The organism is Niabella agricola (genome assembly GCF_021538615.1).
GTDB classification, from domain to species: Bacteria; Bacteroidota; Bacteroidia; order Chitinophagales; family Chitinophagaceae; genus Niabella; species Niabella agricola.
On record NZ_JAJHIZ010000003.1, the window covers coordinates 242,603 to 263,145 of the forward strand.

Below are 20,543 nucleotides of genomic sequence, written 5' to 3' on the forward strand. Positions count from 1 at the left end.
ACAGGATTTAATTGACATTTAACCTATAAATTTACAGCATGATCATTTATGTTATCCAGCATGCATCCGTTAATTATTGGTTGTGGAAGTAAACTTCAAATATAATTTCCGGGGGTATTTCCGTTTTTATTATTCCATTCTTGGCAACAAAATATACCTGTTCCTGTTACTGAATGTGCTGGTTGGTTTGCTAGATGGAATCGGGCTGGCATTGATCGTGCCGTTGTTCTCCTCGCTTTTTGGCGCCGGCAATGAAGGGCTGCTGAATACCGGCAAAATGCATTATATAACAGACCTGCTTTCCGGAGCAGGAATCCCGCTTACCATCACCAACACCGTTTTCGTCGTTGTCCTGGTATTTTCGATCAAAGGACTTTTCCGTTTTTTGCAAATGCGTTATTCATCCCGGATACGTTTCCTCTTCATTCGGGAACTGCGTGTGCAAATGCTGTATCTGCTAAATAATCTTTCCTATGCCGGCTTTCTGAAACTGAATGCAGGAAAAATACAGAATGCGCTTACCACGGAGATCAGCGGCCTCTATTATACCCTTACAGCGTATTTAAGTACGCTGCAATGCGTGGGCATCCTCATTACCTATTTCACATTAGCCTGCATGACCAACCTGCAATTTGCCATTATGGTGCTGGTTTTTGGTGCCACAAGCAACCTGCTGTACCGGAAGCTGTTTTCAAAAACCCAGAAGATCTCCGCCAACGTATCTAAAGAAAGCGATACCTTTATCAGTTACCTGATTCAATCGATAACGCATTACCGGTATCTGAAAGCCACCAACTATTTTAAACGTTACCTGGGGAAATTAAAAAAAGTCATTGAGGAAATCGAACTGCTGAATTTCCGGATGGGGTTCTTCAGCGCCCTGTCGGAAGGCATTAAGGAGCCGGTAGCCATTGTAATGATCAGCCTGATACTTGGGCTGCAATTTTACCTGTTTCCCGGTAGTGATAAAAATGCGATCCTCGTATGCCTCCTGTTGTTTTATCGTTCGCTGGCACAACTGGGCCAGCTGCAAACAAGCTGGCAGTTCTTTGCACAGAACACCGGCAGCATCCGCTCCGTAACCGGGTTGATCCGCGAGGTACAACAATCAAAAGAGCCGGCACCCAAAGACTTGTCTCCGCTCAGCGAAGTGGGTGAAATCCGGCTTTCCGAAGTTTCCGTCGCATACACCGGACGTGCCATACTGGAAGATATCAACCTCCATATTCCACGGCACCGGACCGTTGCCTTTATAGGGGAAAGCGGTTCCGGAAAAACAACGCTGGCCCATGTCATCATCGGGCTCATCACCCCAACAACGGGCACGGTATCTATCGGTAGCAGCCCAATCGGCACAATAAGCCTGGATGCTTACCGGGATAAGATCGGCTATATTGCCCAGGACCCTGTAGTATTTAGCGATACCATCTTTAACAATGTTACCTTTTTCGATGATCCTACACCAGAAAACCGGCAACGATTTCAAAAAGCGGTGCAACAGGCCTCGCTGGATGGTTTTATCGACACCCTTCCCGAAAAAGAGCATACACAGGTAGGTGATAACGGCATTTATATTTCCGGCGGCCAAAAGCAACGCCTGTCCATTGCCCGCGAATTATATAAAAATGTAGAAGTCCTGGTTTTAGATGAGGCCACTTCGGCACTGGATTCCGCCACGGAAAACATCATTCAAAAAAGCCTGGAGCTGCTGCACGGGCATTGTACCATCATCATCATCGCTCACCGCCTGGCCACCATCAAAATGGCGGACACGATCTTTTTAATCCGGAACAAAACCGTTGCGGCACAAGGATCCTTCGATGCATTAAAGGAATCTTCGGAAGATTTCCGCCAAATGATCGCGGCCCAGCGTTTCTGATATACTTCCTGGGCGGTGCGAACGATGAAACGGCTAAGGATTTATCAACGAATGCATGTCTTTCTGAATTAGGACGGATTCTTCAGGCCTTGATACCAGCGGTCAATTTGTTGCCCCACCACAGCATAGGAAAAACGCGTCGATGCATCTGAGGCAATTTTCGTGGCGTTGTAGTCAGGATAGTGCGCTTCAACAAAGCGGATCGCATTTACCAACGCTGCTTCATCTCCGGCAGGTATCATCAATCCGTTTTGATCATTGATCAGTTCTGAAATGCCCCCCACATCACTCGATACTACAGGCACTCCACAACAAAGCGCCTCACCGATCACACAAGGTGAGTTCTCCGCGTTGCTAAAAACAATCAGCAGGTCGGCCTCCTGCAGCTCCCGCGCAACGATATTATAAGGTTGCACTCCTATCCATCGGATCCAAGGGTATCGCTCCTTGTAAGCCACATTCAGCCTGGGTTCAAGCCCGATAACTGTTAAGGAAAATGATGATGCCGGCAGCTGCCCGAACGCTCGGATGATCCCCTCTATATTTTTTTTGGGAGCCCCGCTGGAAATATGCACGCACCTGAACTGCTGCTGCCGCTCTTTTTGTTTCTTAAAAAAAATACGGGTATCTGCCACGTTCGGTATTACAACAGATGGAATTTCTTTGCCCAGCTGATTAATTTCGCGTACCAGGTAACGGCTCACCGAATGAAAGCCGGTTGCCTTATGAAACGTATTCCGTACGATTGACCGGAACCAGCGTGGACGCTCGTAAAAATTATCGTCTACCACCGTATTATACCCATCCCAATGTTCGGTAACCACGTAAGGGATTCCGTATTTCTTTTTGATCCATTGTGCTACCAGCCCCGATTTAAACGGGATGTGCACATGAACCAGATCCGGCTTGCCATAGACGCTGATATAACGCCGGACCGCTTTTTTATAAAGATGGAACCAGTAAAAATACGAACGCAGTTTTCCAGACACCCCAGGCTTTTTCGGATAGTAGATATGCTCTTCAGTCAGGTTGGGGTATTCCGTGTTTTGCTGTTGTTCAAAAGTAACGCCCAGATCTTCCGGATCGGGCGTTACTTTAATAACATGAATCCGGTGATACAAGGAAGCTGCCTGGGCATGACGCTGCACAAAGTCACCTTCAAACGGAGCCCGTTTATTGGGGTACCAGCTACAGAGCCAGAGCACCTTCAGCATGCCCGCTTATTTCAATGCTTTGATAATTTCCACAAAATCCACCGCTACCAGGGATGCGCCCCCAACAAGACCGCCATCCACATCAGGACAGGAAAACAGTTCTTTCGCGTTATTTGCTTTTACGCTTCCTCCATAAAGGATGGATATACCATCGGCTGCCTCCTGGCCATATTGTTTTGCAATCACCGAACGGAGGTACGCATGAATTTCCTGGGCCTGTTCGGTGGTAGCCGTTTTGCCCGTCCCGATCGCCCAAATGGGTTCATATGCAATCACCACATTTTTCAGATCTTCTGCAGACAGATGGAACAAGGACTCCCGCAGTTGTTTTTCCACGTACTCATTTTGCGTACCGGCCTCCCGGATGCTCAGGGGTTCTCCGCAGCAGAAAATGGGCTTTAAACCTGCGCCCAGCAGAAGATCCAGTTTTTCAGAAAGCTCCAGGTTCGATTCGTTAAAATACTCCCGGCGCTCGCTGTGGCCGATAATGCAATACTGGATATTGATTGATTTCAGCATGTCTACAGAAACTTCACCGGTGTATGCACCCGACTTCTTATTCGAGCAATTCTGTGCGGCCACATAAAAATTCTTCAGGGTATTTACCTTTTCATTAGCCATCATCAGGTAAGGAAAAGGAACTCCAAAGATCACCAACTGGTTTTCGGTCGTTTCAATGTTTTCGCCCAGGATATCGTTTAGCAATTGCTGGCCTTCCACATACGTTAAGTTCATTTTCCAGTTAGCCGCTGCTATTTGCTGTCTCATGATTTCTTTGTTTTTGTTTGATTATAAATTAGGGTAATACGTTCTTTTTCTTCTTCTGTAAGTGTTTGTTTTTTGGTTTGCATCCATCGCTCCAGGTGCACCAGTGCCTGGTCAAGCTGGTAAGGGGTGTCGTCGCTGTATCCCCAGGAAAAGGATGGAATCCATTTAGGACTTAACCCCGCACCGAAAATATTTGCACAAATCCCCGTAACGGTTCCGGAATTAAACGATGTATTGATCGCGGCTCTGGAATAATCCCCCATCAATACCCCGCATTTCATACCCGCCTGATAGTTTCCCGAGGGTAAAGTTATGCGAATATTTCCGGCTGTGTTTTTTAAATTGCTGTTGCTGGTGCCGGCGCCCAGGTTACACCACCGGCCGATCACTGAATCGCCCAGGTAACCGTCGTGGGCTTTATTGGAGAACGGAAACAAAACCGAGTTCTTAATTTCTCCGCCCACGGTGCAAAAAGCCCCGATGGTGGTGCCCCCATAGATCCGGGTACCCATTTTTACCACCGCTCCTTCACCAATGAACACGGGTCCGCGAATACAGGATCCTTCCATGACCAGTGCATTCTTCGAAATATAAACCGGTCCTTCCTCTGCATTGATAATCGAAAACCGGATATCGGCGCCCGGTTCTATAAACACCTTTGCTTCGTTGACCACCCGGTTGCCAGCCGTCAGCGGCGCAGACTCCCGTTCAGAAGTCAGCAATGCAAAATCGAAATGCAGCAGCCGGGCATTCATTTCAAAGATCTCCCAGCTATAGCTGATAAAATCAACAGCTGTTACAGGTAGCACACCGGATGGCTTTCCCGAAAAATCCGCCTCCGAAGTACCGTAGCCGATCACCGCTCCATTCTCAATATGCAGAAAATCACCTGGGGAAAAAGCACGCAGTTGATCCAACAGCCGGGCCGATGGAAGTAGATTGGCCGGTATAAACCAGCTGACGCCCGGCCGATCGTTCAGATCGTTTTTTACGATCTGTTCCCAGCGCCGGCGATTGGTCATCATTCCCGCAGGAATGGTTTCCATGGAGGTTGTCAGACTAAACGGGAACAAATGCTCTGCCCGGTACTGTTTATGGGTGAAAATAACTGCGCTCATAAATTGAGGTGCCTAAGATAAACAGAAATATGGGCAAAACAAAACCCCGGTAAGTTCCGGGGTTTGTAAAAATATAAAAACAACACCAGTTATTTTTTGGCGTATTTTCTTTTGAACTTGTCGATACGACCGGCAGTATCTACCAGTACATTCTTACCAGTAAAGAAAGGGTGAGAAGTGCTTGAAATTTCCAGTTTGATTACCGGATATTCATTCCCGTCTTCCCATTGAATGGTTTCTTTTGAATTGGCAGTAGAGCGGCTTAAAAAGGTATCGCCGTTACTCATGTCTTTGAAAACTACTAAACGGTAGCTTTCCGGATGGAGCCCTTGTTTCATAATTATATGATTTTTAAGGTTGTACGGATTTGGCCGTACGGTTATTAATAAAATTTGAGGTGCAAAGGTAAGAAAAATATTAAATGTAGAATAATGAATATCAAATTAAATAAATGGCCCGAGTCGCTTTAGCTGTACTCCCCTTTTTCCGCTCCGGAATTCAATTTCCATATTTCCACATTCTCAAATTCCCTTAACTCCGCATATTTTCGATTTGCAGCGGTACGCCCAGCGCCCAGCCTTTTGAGGCCTGGATCACGCTTTGCAGGTCGTCGATCTTTTTTCCGGTTACCCGCACCACATCTTCATGAATAGATGCCTGTACCTTCAGCCCCGCATCCTTAATCAACTTCACGATTTTTTTGGCGTCTTCCTGTTTAATACCGTTACGTACTTCCACTTCCTTCTTCCAGGCCTTGCCAATCTGGCTGCCAGCCTTGCTCAGGTCAAATGCTTCCGGAGCTATCCCCTGCTTATGTGCACGGTTCACCAATACATCCAGTAACTGTGTCATCTTCATATCATCTTCCGTTTCGACGTTGATCTTAAACGTCTTTTTATCAAGATCGATCACGACGTGTGATCCCTTAAAATCAAAACGGTTGGTAATTTCTTTTTTTACCACGTTTACGGCGTTATCCAGCGCCTGTGCGTCTACTTTACTGGCAAAATCAAAAGAAGGCATATCTGAAGAATTTAGAATATTGAATTTAATGTGAAATTTAAAAGTACTAAGAACTTCGGGAAATGTAAAATATCGGTATGAAATGTTGTTGGCCAGCCAGATCTGTGGTTCGTTTTACCGCAATGGACAAAGTATCCGCAACAGTCGCATAGAAACCTGATATTGAAAATCTCCTTGGCATTCCCTGTCTGGCCTTTGCCGTTGCATTCAGCCACCAGGGTGTGGGATGTATAAAAAGTAGCTGCTACACTTTTATACTTTTGAGGTCGCTGTAAGGAAACGACATTGATTCACATGCTCACATTCCCAGCCCCCATTCCTTCCGCAACTGCTGATGGTAGGGCGTATCCGCCGCTGTCTGATACATTCCGGCAGCCGATCGCTGACGAAACGCTTCATAAATACTGACGGCGCAGGCAACACTGATGTTCAACGACTGAATAATGCCAACCTGGGGAATGATGAAATTGCCATCGGCCAGGGCCCTTATTTCTTCGCTTACACCTGCATGCTCGTTGCCAAAAACCAGCGCAATATTTTGTACAAGATCCAGTTCATACAACGGAATGGCACCAGCACCAAGGTGCGTGGTAAACACTTTATTGTACCGGCTTTTTAATGTTAGGAAACAAGTTTCAGCATCGTCAAACTGATGTACCGACAACCATTTTGCGGCACCAGAACTGCTCCGGGCACCCCATTTTTTATGGCGAGGAATCCGGGTATTTAATATATATACATCCTGGATGCCTACGGCATCGCAGCTGCGCATTACGGCGGAAACATTATGCGGGTCGAAAACATTTTCCAGTACAATGCCCAGTCCCGGCTGACGCTTGCTGATTACGCTTTCCAGTTTTTCTCTTCGTTCATTGGTCATGAAAGCTCCATCTGGTGAACCGCAAATGTAGCCACAAATGACGGATATGACGGTGCGCCTCCCGCCGGTATTCCTTTACGGAACATAGCAGGCCGCCGGAAATCCTTAATAATAATTTAAAACGCAACGAATCTAAACACCGATTATTCCCCGTAATTCTGCCGATAAAGTGTTATTATTGTGAGTATACACCGAAAAGATATGCAGAAGGTTATCCCCAGGGACATCAGTTGGCTGGCCTTTAACGGCCGGGTATTGCAAGAAGCCGCAGACCCTACCGTTCCGTTGAATGAGCGGATCAAATTTCTTGGGATCTTTTCCAACAACAGGGATGAATTTTTCAGGGTCCGGATCGCCTCTCTGAAGCGGATGCTGCGGATCGAATCCAAGCTAAACATGCATCCTGAAAAAAACCCAAAAAAGATCTTGGACCAGATCCAACGCCTGATGACCGATCAACAGGAAGAATTTGAGCGGGTTTGGAAAAATGTACAACGCAGCCTGAACCGGAATAAGATCTATTTAAAAACCGAAGCGCAGCTAACGGTAACGCAGAAGAAATTCATCCGGGATTTTTATGAAACGGAGATCAGCCCGAATATTATTCCGCTGATGATTGAAAACATTAAAAAATTTCCCACGCTTCGCGATAAATCTATTTTTCTGGGTGTGGTGATGCGGAAAAGCTTTAACCGTCAAGACCGGAAATATGCGATCATCGAGGTTCCTGTAACGGCCGTTGGACGCTTTATTGAACTGCCTTCCCGCGCCAGCCAGCATGATATCATGCTGCTGGAAGACGCCATCATTTCCAACCTGCCGGATATTTTCCGTTTTCTGGGCTATGATGAGTTTAGGGCACATATTTTTAAATTTACAAGAGATGCCGAACTGGATATCGATACCGCCGATAATACCTCGATCATCCAGAAACTGGAAACCGGTCTTAAAAACAGGAAGAAAGGCACCCCCGTTCGTTTCACCTATGATGAGCGTATGGATCCCGATCTCCTGAATTACCTGGTAACACGCATGGGTTTTGGTAAGCAGGATGCCATCAGCCCCGCCGGCGCCATTCATAATTTCCGGCATTTTATCGACTTTCCATCAAAAGTATTTAAAAATGTAAGCCGGAGAAAAGAGCCGTTTGACCATCCCCTTTTACTGGAGCAACGTATTTCCGATGTGATCATGCACCGTGATGTGATGCTGAGTTATCCCTATCATAATTTTACGCCCACCATTGACCTGATCCGCGAAGCAGCCTTTGACCCGGATGTGGTATCCATCAAGATCACCTGCTACCGCCTGGCCGCACAATCAAAAATCATCAACGCGCTGATCAATGCCGTGCGTAATGGCAAGGAGGTTACGGTAATGCTGGAGCTAAAAGCCCGCTTCGACGAGGAGGCCAATATGGAGTGGAAGCAACGGCTGGAGGATGTGGGAGCTACTGTTTTGACGGGTTTTCCCAATATGAAAGTGCATGCCAAACTATGTGTTATCAAAAAACGGAAGGGAACCAAGACCGAACATTATGGATTTGTAAGTACCGGCAATCTGAATGAAAAAACAGCACGTATCTATGCGGATCATTGCCTGCTGACCTCCAACAAAAAAATAATGGCCGATATCAACCGCATCTTTGCTTACCTGGAAAATCCCAAATCCCACGAACTGGTATTGCAGAAATGTACGACGATCATTCCGAGTCCTTACCTGGTTCGCACCTTCCTGGTAAAATTGATCGATCATGAAATTGCCATGGCGCGGAAAGGGAAAAAGGCAGAGATGATCATTAAAATGAATTCACTTTCCGACATCGACATGATCCAAAAGCTTTATGAGGCAGCACGCGCCGGCGTGGTGGTAAAGCTGATCGTTCGCGGTATCTTCTGCATGCTGTCGCAGAACAAGAAATTCAAACACAAAGTAACGGCCATCAGCATTGTAGATGAATACCTGGAGCATGCCCGTGTTTTTGTTTTCCATAACGGCGGCAAACCCCGTGTTTTTCTTTCCTCTGCCGACTGGATGCTGCGAAATATAGAGCACCGCGTGGAGGCTACCTGCCCTGTACTGGACCCCTTGTTAAAAAATGAGCTGATCGACATCCTGAACATCCAGCTGAGCGATAACGTAAAAGCCCGGATCCTTGACAATGAACTTAAAAATAAATATGTACATTCGGCCTCTAAAAAGGTAAGATCGCAGGAGGCTATTTATCATTACCTCATTAATAAAAAATATTCATAGTTGAAATTAGCGGCCATTGACATAGGCAGTAACGCCGCCCGTTTGCTGATCACAGACGTGCGGATGATCAAAAAGAATAAACCGGAGTTTATCAAGTCCAACCTGATCCGGGTGCCTTTGCGACTGGGCTTTGATGTTTTTGAAACCGGAGAGATCTCCCGTGAAAAAACGGCGCATATCCTCAGCACCATGAAGGCTTACCGGAATCTGCTGGACGCCTATGAGGTGCAGCAGGTGAAGGTTTGCGCTACGGCTGCTATGCGCGATGCGCGGAACGGGCAACAGATCATTGAGCAGGTGGCCAGAGAAACCGGCCTGCAGATTGAGATCATTTCCGGCGACCGGGAAGCGGCACTGATCTACGAAAGTCATGTGGCCGAAAACCTAACGCAGGAAGCCGCCTACCTGTATATTGATGTAGGTGGCGGCAGCACTGAACTAACCTGCTTTGTAAACGGCGCAATGAACTTTAAACGGTCCTTCAACATCGGAACCATCCGGCTGCTGAAGCAACAGGTGGCAGAAACGCAATGGGAGGAAATGAAGACGTATATCCGGAACAATACCCGGAGTATAAAAAAGATCACCGGCATTGGTTCCGGAGGTAATATCAATAAGATCTTTTCGCTGTCGAAACGCAAGGAAGGCCGGCCGCTTTCGCTGGACCTGCTCCGTGATTATTATAAAGAATTCAGCAGCATGACGCTCACCGAACGGATGAGCAATTATAAATTACGGGAAGACCGGGCCGATGTGATCGTTCCGGCCTTACTTATTTATATTAACGTGCTCAAATGGGCCGGTGCAGAAGAGATCCTGGTTCCCAAGATCGGGTTGGCAGACGGACTGATCCAGAGTTTGTATGATGAGATCTGCGCGCAGGGGAACGTTTAGTTTTCAATGACGAGTTTTCAGCCATCAATTGTCAGTTTTCAGCCATCAGCATTTAGCCTTGGTGATCGAGTATGTAATGGGATCTAACCGGAAACTTGGAACCTGAAACTTTAAACAAATAATATGTCCATCAATAAAGAAGTTAAAAGAGTAACTACACATACACTGGCAAAAATGAAAGAAGCCGGTGAAAAGATCAGCATGCTTACAGCATATGACTTTTCATTTTCCCGCATTATTGACGGTGCCGGTATTGATGTAATCCTCGTGGGTGATTCTGCCTCCAACGTGATGGCAGGACATGAAACCACATTGCCCATTACACTGGATCAGATGATCTACCACGCGCAGTCTGTGATCCGTGGGGCCAAACGCTGCCTGGTGGTGGTGGACCTACCTTTCGGAGCCTACCAGTCCAATTCGGAAATTGCCCTGGCCTCGGCGATCCGTATCATGAAGGAAACCGGTGCACATGCTGTAAAACTGGAAGGCGGCGAAGAGGTAGTGGAATCGGTTCGGAAAATTGTATCGGCTGGTATCCCGGTGATGGGGCACCTGGGACTTACCCCTCAATCCATCTACAAATTCGGCACTTATGCCGTGCGGGCAAAAGAAGACGCCGAAGCCAATAAGTTACGAAAAGATGTACAACTGCTGCAAGAGGCCGGTTGTTTTTCCATTGTGCTGGAAAAAATACCTGCGCTCCTCGCAAAAGAAGTAACCGAAAGCCTCTATATCCCTACCATCGGCATCGGAGCCGGCAAATATTGCGATGGCCAGGTACTGGTAATGCACGATATGCTGGGGATCAATACGGAATTCAAACCTAAATTTTTAAGACAATATCTCAATATCTTTGAACAGGCTACCTCCGCGGTTCAGCATTATATTTCGGACGTGCGTGCCGGCAATTTCCCGAATGAGCAGGAGCAGTATTAATAGTTATTTTTATAATATATCTACAGAAGAAAGACAGGTGCGCATAAGCCGGGAGCTAAGAAGCAGCCTGTACATTATCCGGGAAGGATAAAAAATATTTCCTATCTTTAATACCCTTTGTAACTAAAACACCGGGACATTACATGATAAAGGAAAAAAAATTTCAATTCTCTTATACCCTGGTTGAAGACAGCGATGCATTGAACGAGGAGGACGCCGCATTATTGCAACTGGCGCGCAAAACAACCAAAAAAGCTTACGCACCCTATTCCCGGTTCAATGTGGCCTGCGCTGCCAAACTGGCCAACGGCAAAACGGTGGTGGGCTCCAATCAGGAGAATGCATCTTATCCTGTGGGTATTTGTGCGGAAAGGGCACTGTTGGCAACTGTAGGTACGCAATATACCGATGAGCCCATTGTTACACTTGCAGTTACCTATCATTCTGAGAACGGAAGCAATGACCGGCCGATATCGCCCTGCGGTATGTGCCGGCAGGCTTTATCTGAATATGAAAAACGTACCGGAAGCCCTATCCGGTTATTACTGGCGGGTATGGAAGGCCCTGTCTATATCATTAATACAATTAAGGATTTACTGCCACTGGCGTTCAGCAATGAAGACCTGGGCAATGGCTGATTTCTTTATAGCACTAGCCTGGCGGTAGCACTTCGTTAAAATAGCGGGTAACGGTTACCTGCGCAATATGCTTTCCCGGATAACGGGCTTTATACTGCCTCGTTAGGTCCTGCGTTAGCCCGATAACATTGTACTGTACCGGTTGAAGCGGAATCTCTTCCTGCCACCCTTCATGATTCAGGGTAAGCTTCCAGTTGTTAAACGTATATCCCACCTTGTAGAGCTGCCGGTTCCGGGAGTATTCCGCAACCTCGTTTGAACGGAAAATAAACCCGTTGCCCGTGGCTTCGCTTTTTAACGAATCGAGCAGCTGCTGGCGCAGCGTACGGGCTTCGGCGGCCCGCCGGGCTTTTACGGTAACGGCTGTTTTCCATTGATCATTCTCTATCCGCCTCCAGCCGTAGGCAGTTTCTACAGATCTCGAAAAAACAGCAATATAGAGAAGCGGTTTCCCTGCCTCCGCGCTTCGCAAGGTAATGGTGGTATTGCCGGTAGCATGAGCGGTTACCAAAACCCGGTCGCCCAGCCAGGCAGCCGTAGCAATTGCAGCATCCTTTGAAACCAGCACGGCATCATTTCCCGCATAGGATGGTAAGATCAATTGCTTTTCTGTTTCAGCCCACAAAGAAACGGTTTCCCGTTCCGCTACCTCGGGCAACCTGGTATCATTTTTACTACAGGCCATCGCCAGTAGTATTAACGAAATCAAAACAGGAAAGCATTGTTTTTTCATAAACGACAGTAAACGATGCCACAAGATAGAAAACAAACAAACAGTGTCGTTGAGTGCAAATCAGAAAGTAGTGTTAAAAGCAACAGGGTGTCCTCCATCACAGCAGATTTCCGTTTGCATTTTCAAGTTCAAAATGGCTGCCCCCGATCGGAAATAAAGCAGGCCGGTGACTTGAGCTACGCACCATTCTTGCTGCAGCATGCCAGGGAAATTGCCGCTAACCAAAAACCTGCAAAACGGCATCCGCAGCAGATCACTGTTTTGCTAAAACCGGCGCTCCAGTTCCACGCCTACTTTTCCTGCAAACCCGTCGATGGGAACCGTTAGCTTATAAAGGCTCATCCGTAGCAGCGAAATCACCGGGAACCGCTCTTTTAATTTATCGGCCAGTTCTGTAAGGAAGGTTTCCAGCAGCTCGCGAGGTTCCCGCATTTCGGTTTTTACCAGGTGATAGATTTCGGCATAGTTTAGCGTATCTTCCAGCTTAACGATCAATCCATCTTCCTTTGGAAACGAAACGGTCAGGTTCATTTCAAAAGCGTTGCCCGTTTTTTTTTCTTCAGCATATAAACCATGCCCTGCAAAAAAACGAAGCTGCTCCAGGTGTATCGTAACGAGTTGTGCCATTGGATTTATTTTTTGGCATTGCGGCTATAAAGGGAACATACAGTGCACGGGGTAGCCAGATAATCGCCGCATCCTGCCGGATGGATGTCACTAGTTTTCCTTCTGTTCTTACTGCATCTGCGGCCGTACTGTTTTAATGAATCCCTTTTTCACCAAGATAACGCTCAGCATCCAGGGCCGCCATACATCCGCTTCCCGCAGCTGTTACGGCCTGACGGTAAATCTTGTCCTGCACATCGCCTGAAGCAAAAACGCCTTCTATATTGGTTTTAGAGGTACCCGGTGTGGTTTTAATATACCCAGCCTCATCCATATCGAGGAAGCCTTTAAAGATATCAGAATTGGGCTGATGACCAATGGCCACAAAAAAGCCGCTTACCGGAATATCCTGCGTTTCGCCGGTTTGATTATTCCTGACGCGAACACCATGAACGGTTTTATCACCCAGCACCTCTTCGGTTTCCGTATTGAAGTAGATTTTAATATTCGGTGTGTTCAGCACCCGGTCCTGCATCACCTTCGACGCCCGCATTGCGTCCTTCCGAACCAGCATATGAACGGTGGTGCAAAGCTTGGAAAGGTAGAGAGCCTCTTCGGCTGCCGTATCGCCGGCTCCTACAATAGCCACTTCTTTTCCTCTGAAGAAGAAACCGTCGCAAACTGCACAGGCGCTTACACCAAAACCATTCAGCCGTTCTTCGCTGGAAAGCCCCAGCCATTTTGCAGAAGCACCGGTGGAAATAATCACCGCATCGGCTTCGATCAGTTTTTCATCATCGATCCAAACCTTATGTGGGAGGCTCGAAAAATCAACCTTTGTAGCAATCCCAAAGCGGATATCTGCCCCCATGCGTTTGGCCTGTTTTTCAAAATCGATCATCATTTCCGGTCCCTGAATTCCATCCGGATATCCGGGGTAATTTTCTACTTCGGTTGTAATGGTTAATTGCCCGCCCGGCTGGATCCCCTGGTATAAAACCGGGTTCAGATTGGCGCGGGAAGCATAGATAGCCGCAGTATAACCTGCTGGCCCTGAACCTATTATCAAACATTTAATGCGTTCTGCTCCTGTTTCCTGTGTCATATAGATGGTTTATAAAAATGCCGAACGATTTCGGCATAACACTATTATTCACAAATTTTTATGTTGTATCTATTACAAAAATAAAGGGAAAATGTTTACATGGGGTAAACGCTTCCCCACATCGCATCTCAAAGATGTGGATATCCGGATCTTCTCCGCCGCATCATCCCAGGGCGGGCTGATTGTCCGCTATTTTTTAAAACGATGCGCGGCCGTTTTTCTCCGGCTCCGCCAGAAACGGCAGGAACATCATGTAGAAGGTTTTCTGATAAGCCGCAACGGCCTTTTTTTCATTGAGCCGGTCGGTTAATTCGTTATTGGAAAGCCAGAAATCGGCTACGATGAACAGCTGTTTTACCAATGCCGGCCATATTGAGGGCGGCAGATCCGTCCGAAAGATACCGCTTTCGATCAATCGCTGAAAGATCCGGGTAAACTCCCGGGTACGGCGCCTGGTAAGCGCCTGGTAGTCTTTTCCAATTCCGGGAATCCGCCATACAATTTCTACAAAATGCAGGAAAATAAACCGGTACCGGTATACCAGCTGAAAAGATCTGGCCGACAAATCAAGTATTGCATTCATAGTAACCGTTGCCGATTGCTGCAACTGTATCAATTCAAGATCAAACGCCACTGCCAAACGCGCATAAAGCGCCCGGATAATGTCATCTGTATGTTTAAAATGATAATGCAGGTTTCCGGGACTCATATTGAGGTGTGCAGCTATATGCCGGGTCGTGATCGTACGTATCCCTTGCGTGTTATAGAGCTCCAGGGCGGCCTCCAGTATCCGGTCTTTGGTATCCATGCCCAAATTTAGAACATTTGATCTAATTCTGAAAAATTAGTACATTTGTTCTAAAATAGTCATCATGGAAGATCCTGTTGCGGCGGAAGAAAAGAAATCCTTGTACCGGAAGCTGAGAGAAAACATCCTGCCGGTGAAACAAACAGACAGCCCAATGATAAAACTGGGGAAGCACACCGGTTTCGCCATCGTGCTGGTATTACTGACGGTTGTATCTGCAGCAATTATGATTGCGGTATCCTTCGCGTTATAGATGAAACGATTATTGGACCCGTTATTCCGGGGGTACGGCCTGGCGTGGTGGCTGATTCATAGCTTCCGTTGGGCAGGTGCCCCCATTCCCTTCCTGAACAGCTATCTCACCGATTTTGTATTTGTGCCATTAGTGGCACACGTGGCCCTGCGGGTCATACGGGTCTTTGTTGTGCAAAATGAAACGTACCGGATTCCATGCTCCTATTTACTTTTTATGGCATTGTATATATCGGTTGTATTTGAAGGGCTCATGCCGGCCATTGCTAAAACCTATACCCGAGATGCGGGCGATGTGCTGGCTTATTTTGCAGGAGCCTTCTTTTATTACGGTATTCATCAGCCGCGGTGGGATTCTGCTTACCGGGAGCCCTGACGCATTTTTTCCCGGTAGACCCGGTCCAATTCGCTCACCAGCGTATCATACGCCTGCCGGTCGGCAAATAATGCCGGATTGTACGGACCGCCTGGTAAATGCTTCTCCAAGAGCTTAAACTGGCTGGCGTGTGCAGCTACCCAAAGATCAAACGATTGCTTTTTCAAGGCATCCAGTGTATAGGCATAATCCTGCGCAATACCCGGATAGGCCGGAATGGCATCCAGCCGCTTTTCTGTAATAATGGTAGGCATATTGGCGATCAAAATCCGGTAGGAACGGTTATTATCTTTTACCGTGACCAGGAAGCTGCTGGATCCTTTTGTATGGCCCGGGTGGTGCAACAGGATCACATGGGTATTACCCAGTGTAATGGTATCCCCGTTATGCAATAACCTGTCGGCGGATACCGGCTCAAACTGCACGCCGTATTTGCCCATTTCATAGTCAGACCGTCCGCCATCTGCCAATACAGGTGCATCCTTCGCATTTACCATCATGTGTGCACCGGTTAACCGCTTAATAGCCGCCATGGCACCCACATGATCATAATGTACCTGGGAGGTGAGCAGGATCTTTATATCGGAAAACCGGAAACCTAATGTTTCAATGCTCTTTCTGATCAGAGGTAGTGATCCCGCCAGCCCGGTGTTGATGAGTATATTTCCTTTAGAAGTAACAAGCAGGTAGCAGGCCAGGTCGCGGGTGCCTACATAGTACAGATTACCGGCGATCCGGAAGGGCGGATAAGGCTCCGACCATTCTGCCGGAACATCTTTAGGCTCACTGACCCGCTGTGCGGCAACGGGGTTTGTGGTTATAAATAAGAAGCACACCATGCCGATCAGGAACAAAGCCTTTCTTTTATTTTTCATTTTTCTCAAACAGGTTTATCATAGAAGACAAAAAGCAGGCCGTAAATCAACTTATTTAACAACCTGCTTTTTCGTTTTATAGCCGCTTTCCGGATTAGGATTTCATCAATCAGCAAACTTTTTCCGTAGGGCATCCAGGCTCGACTGGAAGTTATTACGGCCCGCAGCTGCTGTTTTTGCAGGCTGTTTCTGCTGATTGCCCGCCGGTTTTGTTTTGCCTTCACCGGCCGCATCTTTCATACTCAGCGAGATCCGCTTCCGCGCAGGATCTACTTCCAACACGGATACCATCACTTTCTGATTCAGCTTTACCACCTCATTAGGATCGCTCACAAATTTATTTGCCAGGTGCGATACATGCACCAATCCGTCCTGCTTTACACCTACATCCACAAAGGCTCCGAAATTGGTGATATTGGTTACAATGCCTGGAACCTTCATGCCCGGCTTCAGGTCTTCGATTGCAGAAAGCCCCTCTGCAAAACTGAATTCTTCAATCGCCTCCCGCGGATCACGGCCCGGCTTTTCCAGTTCCTTTAAGATATCTTCAATAGTGTATTGTCCAACTGTTTCCGTAACAAAATCCCTGGCCCTGATTCCCTTTCGCAGTTCGGGCTTTGTGATCAATTCGCCCACCGTACAGTTTAAATTATCCGCCATAGCTTCTACCACCGGGTAGCTTTCGGGGTGCACCGCCGAATTGTCCAGCGGGTTGGATGCATTAGGGATGCGTAAAAATCCGGCACATTGTTCAAATGCCTTTGGGCCCAGCATCGATACTTTCAGCAATTCTTCCCGGCTTTTGAACGCTCCATTCTTTACCCGGTATTCTACAATATTCTTTGCTGTGGTTGATGTTAAGCCCGATACATACATCAGCAGGTGTTTACTGGCGGTATTTACGTCTACGCCCACATAGTTCACACAGCTTTGCACCACCTGGTCCAGGCTGTCCTTTAACCGGTTCTGGTTTACATCGTGCTGGTACTGACCTACCCCAATGCTTTTGGCATCAATTTTCACCAGCTCACTCAGCGGGTCCAGCAACCGGCGTCCGATGCTGATGGCTCCGCGTACGGTTACATCTTCATCCGGAAATTCTTCCCGAGCCACTTCGCTGGCAGAATAAATGGAAGCACCACTTTCATTCACCATAAAAATGGAGACGGGTTTTCCGAAGTCGATGCTCCTAACCAGTTTTTCCGTTTCCTTACTGGCCGTTCCGTTTCCATAACCAATGGCCTCAATATCGTATTTGCTTGCCAACCGTTTTAATGCCTCCGTTGCACCGCGCCAGTCATTTTGCGGTGCATGCGGAAATATGGTTTCATATTTAAGAAAAGTGCCGCTTTCATCCAGGCATACCACTTTGCAGCCGGTTCTAAAACCCGGATCAATGGCCAGCACCCGTTTTTGTCCCAGCGGAGAGGCCAGTAACAGCTGCCGCAGGTTTTCTGCAAACACTTTGATGGCTTCTTCATCTGCGGAAGTTTTGCTGCTCATCCGGAATTCGGTTTCGATAGCCGGCTTCAGCAACCGCGCATAAGCGTCTTCAACAGCCAATGCGACCTGGCCGCCCGCCGCGCCCGAAGAGGTAACAAATTCGCTTTTTAACGACCCGATGGCTGAATCCTTCTCGATGGAGATATCCATAATCAGGAATCCTTCCTTTTCGCCACGGCGGATGGCCAGGATCCGGTGGGAAGGACATTTTGAAAGGGGTTCTTTAAAATCAAAATAATCGCGGTATTTCTGTGCATCGGCCTCTTCTTTTTTTGTGGTCAGCACACGGGACGCAACCACGGATGTTTCTTCAAACATCGATCGCACGAGGGTACGGGCCTGTTCACTTTCTGCCACTCGTTCCGCCACAATATCCCGGGCACCCTGCAATGCCTCCGCAATATCCGCAACCTGCTCATTCAGGAATTTCGCGGCCGCTTCCTCAACACGTGTATTCCCCTGTGCCCATAGCAGATCTGCCAGCGGCTCCAATCCTTTTTCAATAGCTACCGAGGCTTTTGTTTTCCGCTTGGGTTTATACGGCAGGTAAATATCCTCCAGTTCCGTGGCGCTGATACAGGCATCGATCCGGCTCTTTAATTCAGGTGTTAGCTTTCCTGCAGCTTCGATCGTTTTCAAAACCGTTTCCTTCCGCTTTTCCAATTCGTCATAGTAGCGGATCTTATCAATCACATTTCCTACCTGTACCTCGTCCATATTGCCGGTGGCCTCTTTCCGGTAACGGCTGATAAAAGGGATGGTAGCCCCTTCTGCATGCAGCTGTCCTACATTGCCTACCTGCTTTAAGGGCAGGTTCAGGTCTGCCGCAATCTGATGTATATATTTTGTATCCATTTTTAAAATAGTTGGGGTGCAAATGTAAGCGGTGCCGCTAAAGAAACAAAGGGCTGTGCATAACAATCTCCGCTTTTGCAGGTCCTGTAACTGTAAGCCATAAAAGCGTCCTGGCCACAATGGGCTCTTTTCCGGAAATGGTTAAAAAAAACGTAAAGATTTTACCTTCCGAACAACCGGATTTGTCAGATTGCATACGCCGCCGTATATTTGTCTACAAATTTAGTAGACTAATATACTACAGGTAGTATTCCAGAGTGTTTGTTCTGTTAGGGTGAGCCGATTTAATAAACACTTAAAAGCAAAAAAATGGCGGCATACTCCATCCTGATCAATGTTCCGAAAGCCGCGGACATTATCCTGATACAACTGGTCCGGCTATTAAAAGAAGCGGTTTATACCCGCAGTGTAAAATGCTCTTCCGGGGCCATTGCCTCCGATCAGCAAAGCATTGAATGGAATATTGAAGGCAGCATCAGCTTTCATGATATCTGTAATTTTATCAATGGCATTACCCGTAATATCCATGCGCCCTACCGGTATTCCATCATCAACCAGGACCCGGCCCTGTTGCCGCGGAACTAAAATGCCTCGCAAATGCACCTTAATTTTATTGCACTTGCTGTGCCCCTGTTCCTGTTGTTTATGGCGCTGGAATACCGTTACGCGTTAAAAAAGAATAGGTCCGTTTTTCACTGGAGGGAGTCCATTGCCAATTTGAATGTAGGCATTGCCGAACGGCTTTGCGACCTGCTTACTTCCGGTTCCTTCTTTTTCGTATTTGTGTGGATCCACCGGCATTATGCCCTGATGGATATACAGCCCACCGTGCTTACCTGGATCCTTCTTTTTTTGGTAACGGACCTGGTATGGTACTGGTATCACCGGTTCGGACATGTGGTAAACCTGTTCTGGAGCGCCCATGTAGTACATCATCAAAGCGAAGATTTTAATTACACCGTATCGGCCCGGATTACGGTATTTCAATCGGTGCTGCGCGGGCTTTTCTGGAGTGTGTTACCGCTGATCGGGTTTCCTCCTCATATGATCACCCTGCTCCTGCTGATCCATGGCGCCTATCCGTTTTTTACGCATACCCAACTGGTCGGAAAGCTGGGCTGGCTGGAGTATGTTTTGGTGACCCCCTCCCATCACCGGGTACATCACAGCAGCAATCCGGAGTACCTCGACAAAAATTACGGCGATGTACTGATCATATGGGATAAACTGTTTGGCACCTTTAAAGCAGAGGATCAAACTCCGGTTTACGGACTTACCCAACCCCTCAACAGTCACAGCTTCCTGTGGCAGCATTTTCATTTTTTAATGGAACTCTGTATAGCAGTAAAAAGAGAACCCGGCCTGTTGAATAAAATAAAACTGCTGTTCGGAAAACCGGATAGGGTCGACGCATCGATCCGCCCGGTACTGGAACGAAAATTCCAGCGCAAAAAAAAGCCCGTATCCACCCCCGTTTCACTACTGAAAGCCATTTCGCTTCAAACAGCGTTTACCCTTGCTATCCTGTTCTTTACTATTTTATTTTCATACCACATGCAGTCACTGCAATTATTCATAGCAGCAATCTTTATCCTTCTCAGTGTCATTGCTACGGGTGCCATGCTGGAGCAAAAACAATGGGTTTTTCCTTTGGAATATATTCGCTTGCTGCTGTTATGCCTGTTCCTGTGTGTTACGGTTCCAAACAAGTATGTATGGCTATGCAGTACCGGCCTGCTGCTGGTGCTCCTGCTCTATTACCAAAGTTTAAAAAGCCGTTATTATGCACTCTACCCGGCATCCTGATTTTTTGATCTGGAT

21 protein-coding genes are annotated in these 20,543 nt (G+C 47.3%); 9 read left to right on the top strand and 12 right to left on the bottom strand.

Annotation, left to right across the window (positions count from 1 at the left end; all coding sequences use genetic code 11):
* Window positions 1-82: 82 nt before the first annotated feature.
* The gene (locus LL912_RS06470) at window positions 83-1,879 is read left to right on the top strand and encodes an ABC transporter ATP-binding protein (RefSeq protein WP_235552762.1); all 1,797 of its coding nucleotides are present in this window, start codon (window positions 83-85) and stop codon (window positions 1,877-1,879) included.
* Between the two features lie 68 nt (window positions 1,880-1,947).
* Here the strand turns inward: LL912_RS06470 and LL912_RS06475 are convergent, their stop codons facing one another.
* The 6 genes from LL912_RS06475 to LL912_RS06500 form a co-directional block, all read right to left on the bottom strand.
* Window positions 1,948-3,093, bottom strand: coding sequence for a glycosyltransferase (locus LL912_RS06475; RefSeq protein WP_235552763.1), 1,146 nt, complete (start codon window positions 3,091-3,093; stop codon window positions 1,948-1,950).
* A gap of 6 nt (window positions 3,094-3,099) precedes the next feature.
* The gene (gene tpiA, locus LL912_RS06480) at window positions 3,100-3,861 is read right to left on the bottom strand and encodes a triose-phosphate isomerase (protein WP_235552764.1); all 762 of its coding nucleotides are present in this window, start codon (window positions 3,859-3,861) and stop codon (window positions 3,100-3,102) included.
* A complete protein-coding gene (locus tag LL912_RS06485) occupies window positions 3,858-4,979 on the bottom strand; it encodes a putative sugar nucleotidyl transferase (protein ID WP_235552765.1) in 1,122 nt (373 codons plus the stop codon). Before LL912_RS06485 ends, tpiA begins: the two co-directional genes overlap by 4 nt.
* An 89-nt stretch (window positions 4,980-5,068) precedes the next feature.
* Complete coding sequence (locus LL912_RS06490; protein ID WP_231002891.1) at window positions 5,069-5,317, bottom strand: type B 50S ribosomal protein L31; 249 nt, start codon at window positions 5,315-5,317, stop codon at window positions 5,069-5,071.
* A 193-nt stretch (window positions 5,318-5,510) separates the two neighbouring features.
* Window positions 5,511-6,002, bottom strand: a complete 492-nt coding sequence (locus tag LL912_RS06495) for a YajQ family cyclic di-GMP-binding protein (RefSeq protein ID WP_235552766.1) — start codon at window positions 6,000-6,002, stop codon at window positions 5,511-5,513.
* A gap of 298 nt (window positions 6,003-6,300) precedes the next feature.
* On the bottom strand, window positions 6,301-6,882 hold the full coding sequence (locus LL912_RS06500) for a TrmH family RNA methyltransferase (protein WP_235552767.1): 582 nt from the start codon (window positions 6,880-6,882) through the stop codon (window positions 6,301-6,303).
* Window positions 6,883-7,083: 201 nt separating this feature from the next.
* On the opposite strand from LL912_RS06500, the gene ppk1 reads away from it, so the two are divergent.
* The 4 genes from ppk1 to LL912_RS06520 all read left to right on the top strand — a co-directional run bounded on the left by ppk1 (window position 7,084) and on the right by LL912_RS06520 (window position 11,609).
* Window positions 7,084-9,138, top strand: coding sequence for a polyphosphate kinase 1 (gene ppk1 / locus LL912_RS06505; protein ID WP_235552768.1), 2,055 nt, complete (start codon window positions 7,084-7,086; stop codon window positions 9,136-9,138).
* Window positions 9,139-10,032: a Ppx/GppA phosphatase family protein gene (locus tag LL912_RS06510; RefSeq protein ID WP_235552769.1), complete on the top strand. Its 894-nt coding sequence runs from the start codon at window positions 9,139-9,141 to the stop codon at window positions 10,030-10,032.
* Between the two features lie 123 nt (window positions 10,033-10,155).
* Window positions 10,156-10,971, top strand: coding sequence for a 3-methyl-2-oxobutanoate hydroxymethyltransferase (panB, locus tag LL912_RS06515; protein ID WP_235552770.1), 816 nt, complete (start codon window positions 10,156-10,158; stop codon window positions 10,969-10,971).
* A gap of 143 nt (window positions 10,972-11,114) precedes the next feature.
* A complete protein-coding gene (locus tag LL912_RS06520) occupies window positions 11,115-11,609 on the top strand; it encodes a cytidine deaminase (protein ID WP_235552771.1) in 495 nt (164 codons plus the stop codon).
* A 13-nt stretch (window positions 11,610-11,622) separates the two neighbouring features.
* Here LL912_RS06520 and LL912_RS06525 read toward each other — a convergent pair whose 3' ends face one another.
* From LL912_RS06525 to LL912_RS06540, 4 genes are all read right to left on the bottom strand, one after another.
* Window positions 11,623-12,342, bottom strand: a complete 720-nt coding sequence (locus tag LL912_RS06525) for a hypothetical protein (RefSeq protein WP_235552772.1) — start codon at window positions 12,340-12,342, stop codon at window positions 11,623-11,625.
* A gap of 264 nt (window positions 12,343-12,606) precedes the next feature.
* Window positions 12,607-12,969, bottom strand: a complete 363-nt coding sequence (gene folB, locus LL912_RS06530) for a dihydroneopterin aldolase (protein ID WP_235552773.1) — start codon at window positions 12,967-12,969, stop codon at window positions 12,607-12,609.
* Between the two features lie 133 nt (window positions 12,970-13,102).
* Window positions 13,103-14,053 (bottom strand): thioredoxin-disulfide reductase, encoded by a 951-nt coding sequence (trxB, locus tag LL912_RS06535; RefSeq protein WP_235552774.1) that lies wholly within the window; start codon window positions 14,051-14,053, stop codon window positions 13,103-13,105.
* 196 nt (window positions 14,054-14,249) lie between these two features.
* Window positions 14,250-14,861: a TetR/AcrR family transcriptional regulator gene (locus tag LL912_RS06540; RefSeq protein ID WP_235552775.1), complete on the bottom strand. Its 612-nt coding sequence runs from the start codon at window positions 14,859-14,861 to the stop codon at window positions 14,250-14,252.
* A 64-nt stretch (window positions 14,862-14,925) separates the two neighbouring features.
* Here LL912_RS06540 and LL912_RS06545 point away from each other — a divergent pair, with 64 nt between their 5' ends.
* Window positions 14,926-15,114 carry a hypothetical protein gene (locus LL912_RS06545; RefSeq protein ID WP_231002903.1) on the top strand — a complete coding sequence of 63 codons (189 nt, stop codon included), beginning with the start codon at window positions 14,926-14,928 and terminating at the stop codon, window positions 15,112-15,114.
* Window positions 15,115-15,489 carry a hypothetical protein gene (locus tag LL912_RS06550; RefSeq protein WP_235552776.1) on the top strand — a complete coding sequence of 125 codons (375 nt, stop codon included), beginning with the start codon at window positions 15,115-15,117 and terminating at the stop codon, window positions 15,487-15,489.
* Here the strand turns inward: LL912_RS06550 and bla are convergent.
* Both bla and LL912_RS06560 read right to left on the bottom strand, forming a co-directional pair.
* Window positions 15,474-16,328: a subclass B3 metallo-beta-lactamase gene (bla, locus tag LL912_RS06555; protein WP_406603619.1), complete on the bottom strand. Its 855-nt coding sequence runs from the start codon at window positions 16,326-16,328 to the stop codon at window positions 15,474-15,476. The genes LL912_RS06550 and bla overlap by 16 nt on opposite strands.
* Window positions 16,329-16,469: 141 nt before the next feature.
* Window positions 16,470-18,722, bottom strand: a complete 2,253-nt coding sequence (locus LL912_RS06560) for a Tex family protein (protein WP_235552778.1) — start codon at window positions 18,720-18,722, stop codon at window positions 16,470-16,472.
* 309 nt (window positions 18,723-19,031) lie between these two features.
* Between LL912_RS06560 and LL912_RS06565 the strand changes: the two genes are divergently transcribed.
* A complete protein-coding gene (locus tag LL912_RS06565) occupies window positions 19,032-19,307 on the top strand; it encodes a hypothetical protein (protein ID WP_235552779.1) in 276 nt (91 codons plus the stop codon).
* A 12-nt stretch (window positions 19,308-19,319) separates the two neighbouring features.
* Window positions 19,320-20,528, top strand: coding sequence for a sterol desaturase family protein (locus LL912_RS06570; protein ID WP_235552780.1), 1,209 nt, complete (start codon window positions 19,320-19,322; stop codon window positions 20,526-20,528).
* Window positions 20,529-20,543 lie beyond the last annotated feature (15 nt).

Excerpts from the sequence above, each read along its gene's own strand:
- trxB (WP_235552774.1), bottom strand. The coding sequence starts at position 14,053 with ATGACACAGGAAACAGGAGCAGAACGCATTAAATGTTTGATAATAGGT.
- LL912_RS06495 (WP_235552766.1), bottom strand. The coding sequence starts at position 6,002 with ATGCCTTCTTTTGATTTTGCCAGTAAAGTAGACGCACAGGCGCTGGAT.
- LL912_RS06500 (WP_235552767.1), bottom strand. The coding sequence starts at position 6,882 with ATGACCAATGAACGAAGAGAAAAACTGGAAAGCGTAATCAGCAAGCGT.
- LL912_RS06565 (WP_235552779.1), top strand. The coding sequence starts at position 19,032 with ATGGCGGCATACTCCATCCTGATCAATGTTCCGAAAGCCGCGGACATT.
- ppk1 (WP_235552768.1), top strand. The coding sequence starts at position 7,084 with ATGCAGAAGGTTATCCCCAGGGACATCAGTTGGCTGGCCTTTAACGGC.
- LL912_RS06520 (WP_235552771.1), top strand. The coding sequence starts at position 11,115 with ATGATAAAGGAAAAAAAATTTCAATTCTCTTATACCCTGGTTGAAGAC.
- LL912_RS06550 (WP_235552776.1), top strand. The coding sequence starts at position 15,115 with ATGAAACGATTATTGGACCCGTTATTCCGGGGGTACGGCCTGGCGTGG.
- LL912_RS06545 (WP_231002903.1), top strand. The coding sequence starts at position 14,926 with ATGGAAGATCCTGTTGCGGCGGAAGAAAAGAAATCCTTGTACCGGAAG.
- folB (WP_235552773.1), bottom strand. The coding sequence starts at position 12,969 with ATGGCACAACTCGTTACGATACACCTGGAGCAGCTTCGTTTTTTTGCA.
- LL912_RS06540 (WP_235552775.1), bottom strand. The coding sequence starts at position 14,861 with ATGGATACCAAAGACCGGATACTGGAGGCCGCCCTGGAGCTCTATAAC.
- panB (WP_235552770.1), top strand. The coding sequence starts at position 10,156 with ATGTCCATCAATAAAGAAGTTAAAAGAGTAACTACACATACACTGGCA.
- LL912_RS06475 (WP_235552763.1), bottom strand. The coding sequence starts at position 3,093 with ATGCTGAAGGTGCTCTGGCTCTGTAGCTGGTACCCCAATAAACGGGCT.
- LL912_RS06570 (WP_235552780.1), top strand. The coding sequence starts at position 19,320 with ATGCACCTTAATTTTATTGCACTTGCTGTGCCCCTGTTCCTGTTGTTT.
- LL912_RS06490 (WP_231002891.1), bottom strand. The coding sequence starts at position 5,317 with ATGAAACAAGGGCTCCATCCGGAAAGCTACCGTTTAGTAGTTTTCAAA.
- bla (WP_406603619.1), bottom strand. The coding sequence starts at position 16,328 with ATGGTGTGCTTCTTATTTATAACCACAAACCCCGTTGCCGCACAGCGG.
- LL912_RS06485 (WP_235552765.1), bottom strand. The coding sequence starts at position 4,979 with ATGAGCGCAGTTATTTTCACCCATAAACAGTACCGGGCAGAGCATTTG.
- LL912_RS06560 (WP_235552778.1), bottom strand. The coding sequence starts at position 18,722 with ATGGATACAAAATATATACATCAGATTGCGGCAGACCTGAACCTGCCC.
- LL912_RS06525 (WP_235552772.1), bottom strand. The coding sequence starts at position 12,342 with ATGAAAAAACAATGCTTTCCTGTTTTGATTTCGTTAATACTACTGGCG.
- tpiA (WP_235552764.1), bottom strand. The coding sequence starts at position 3,861 with ATGAGACAGCAAATAGCAGCGGCTAACTGGAAAATGAACTTAACGTAT.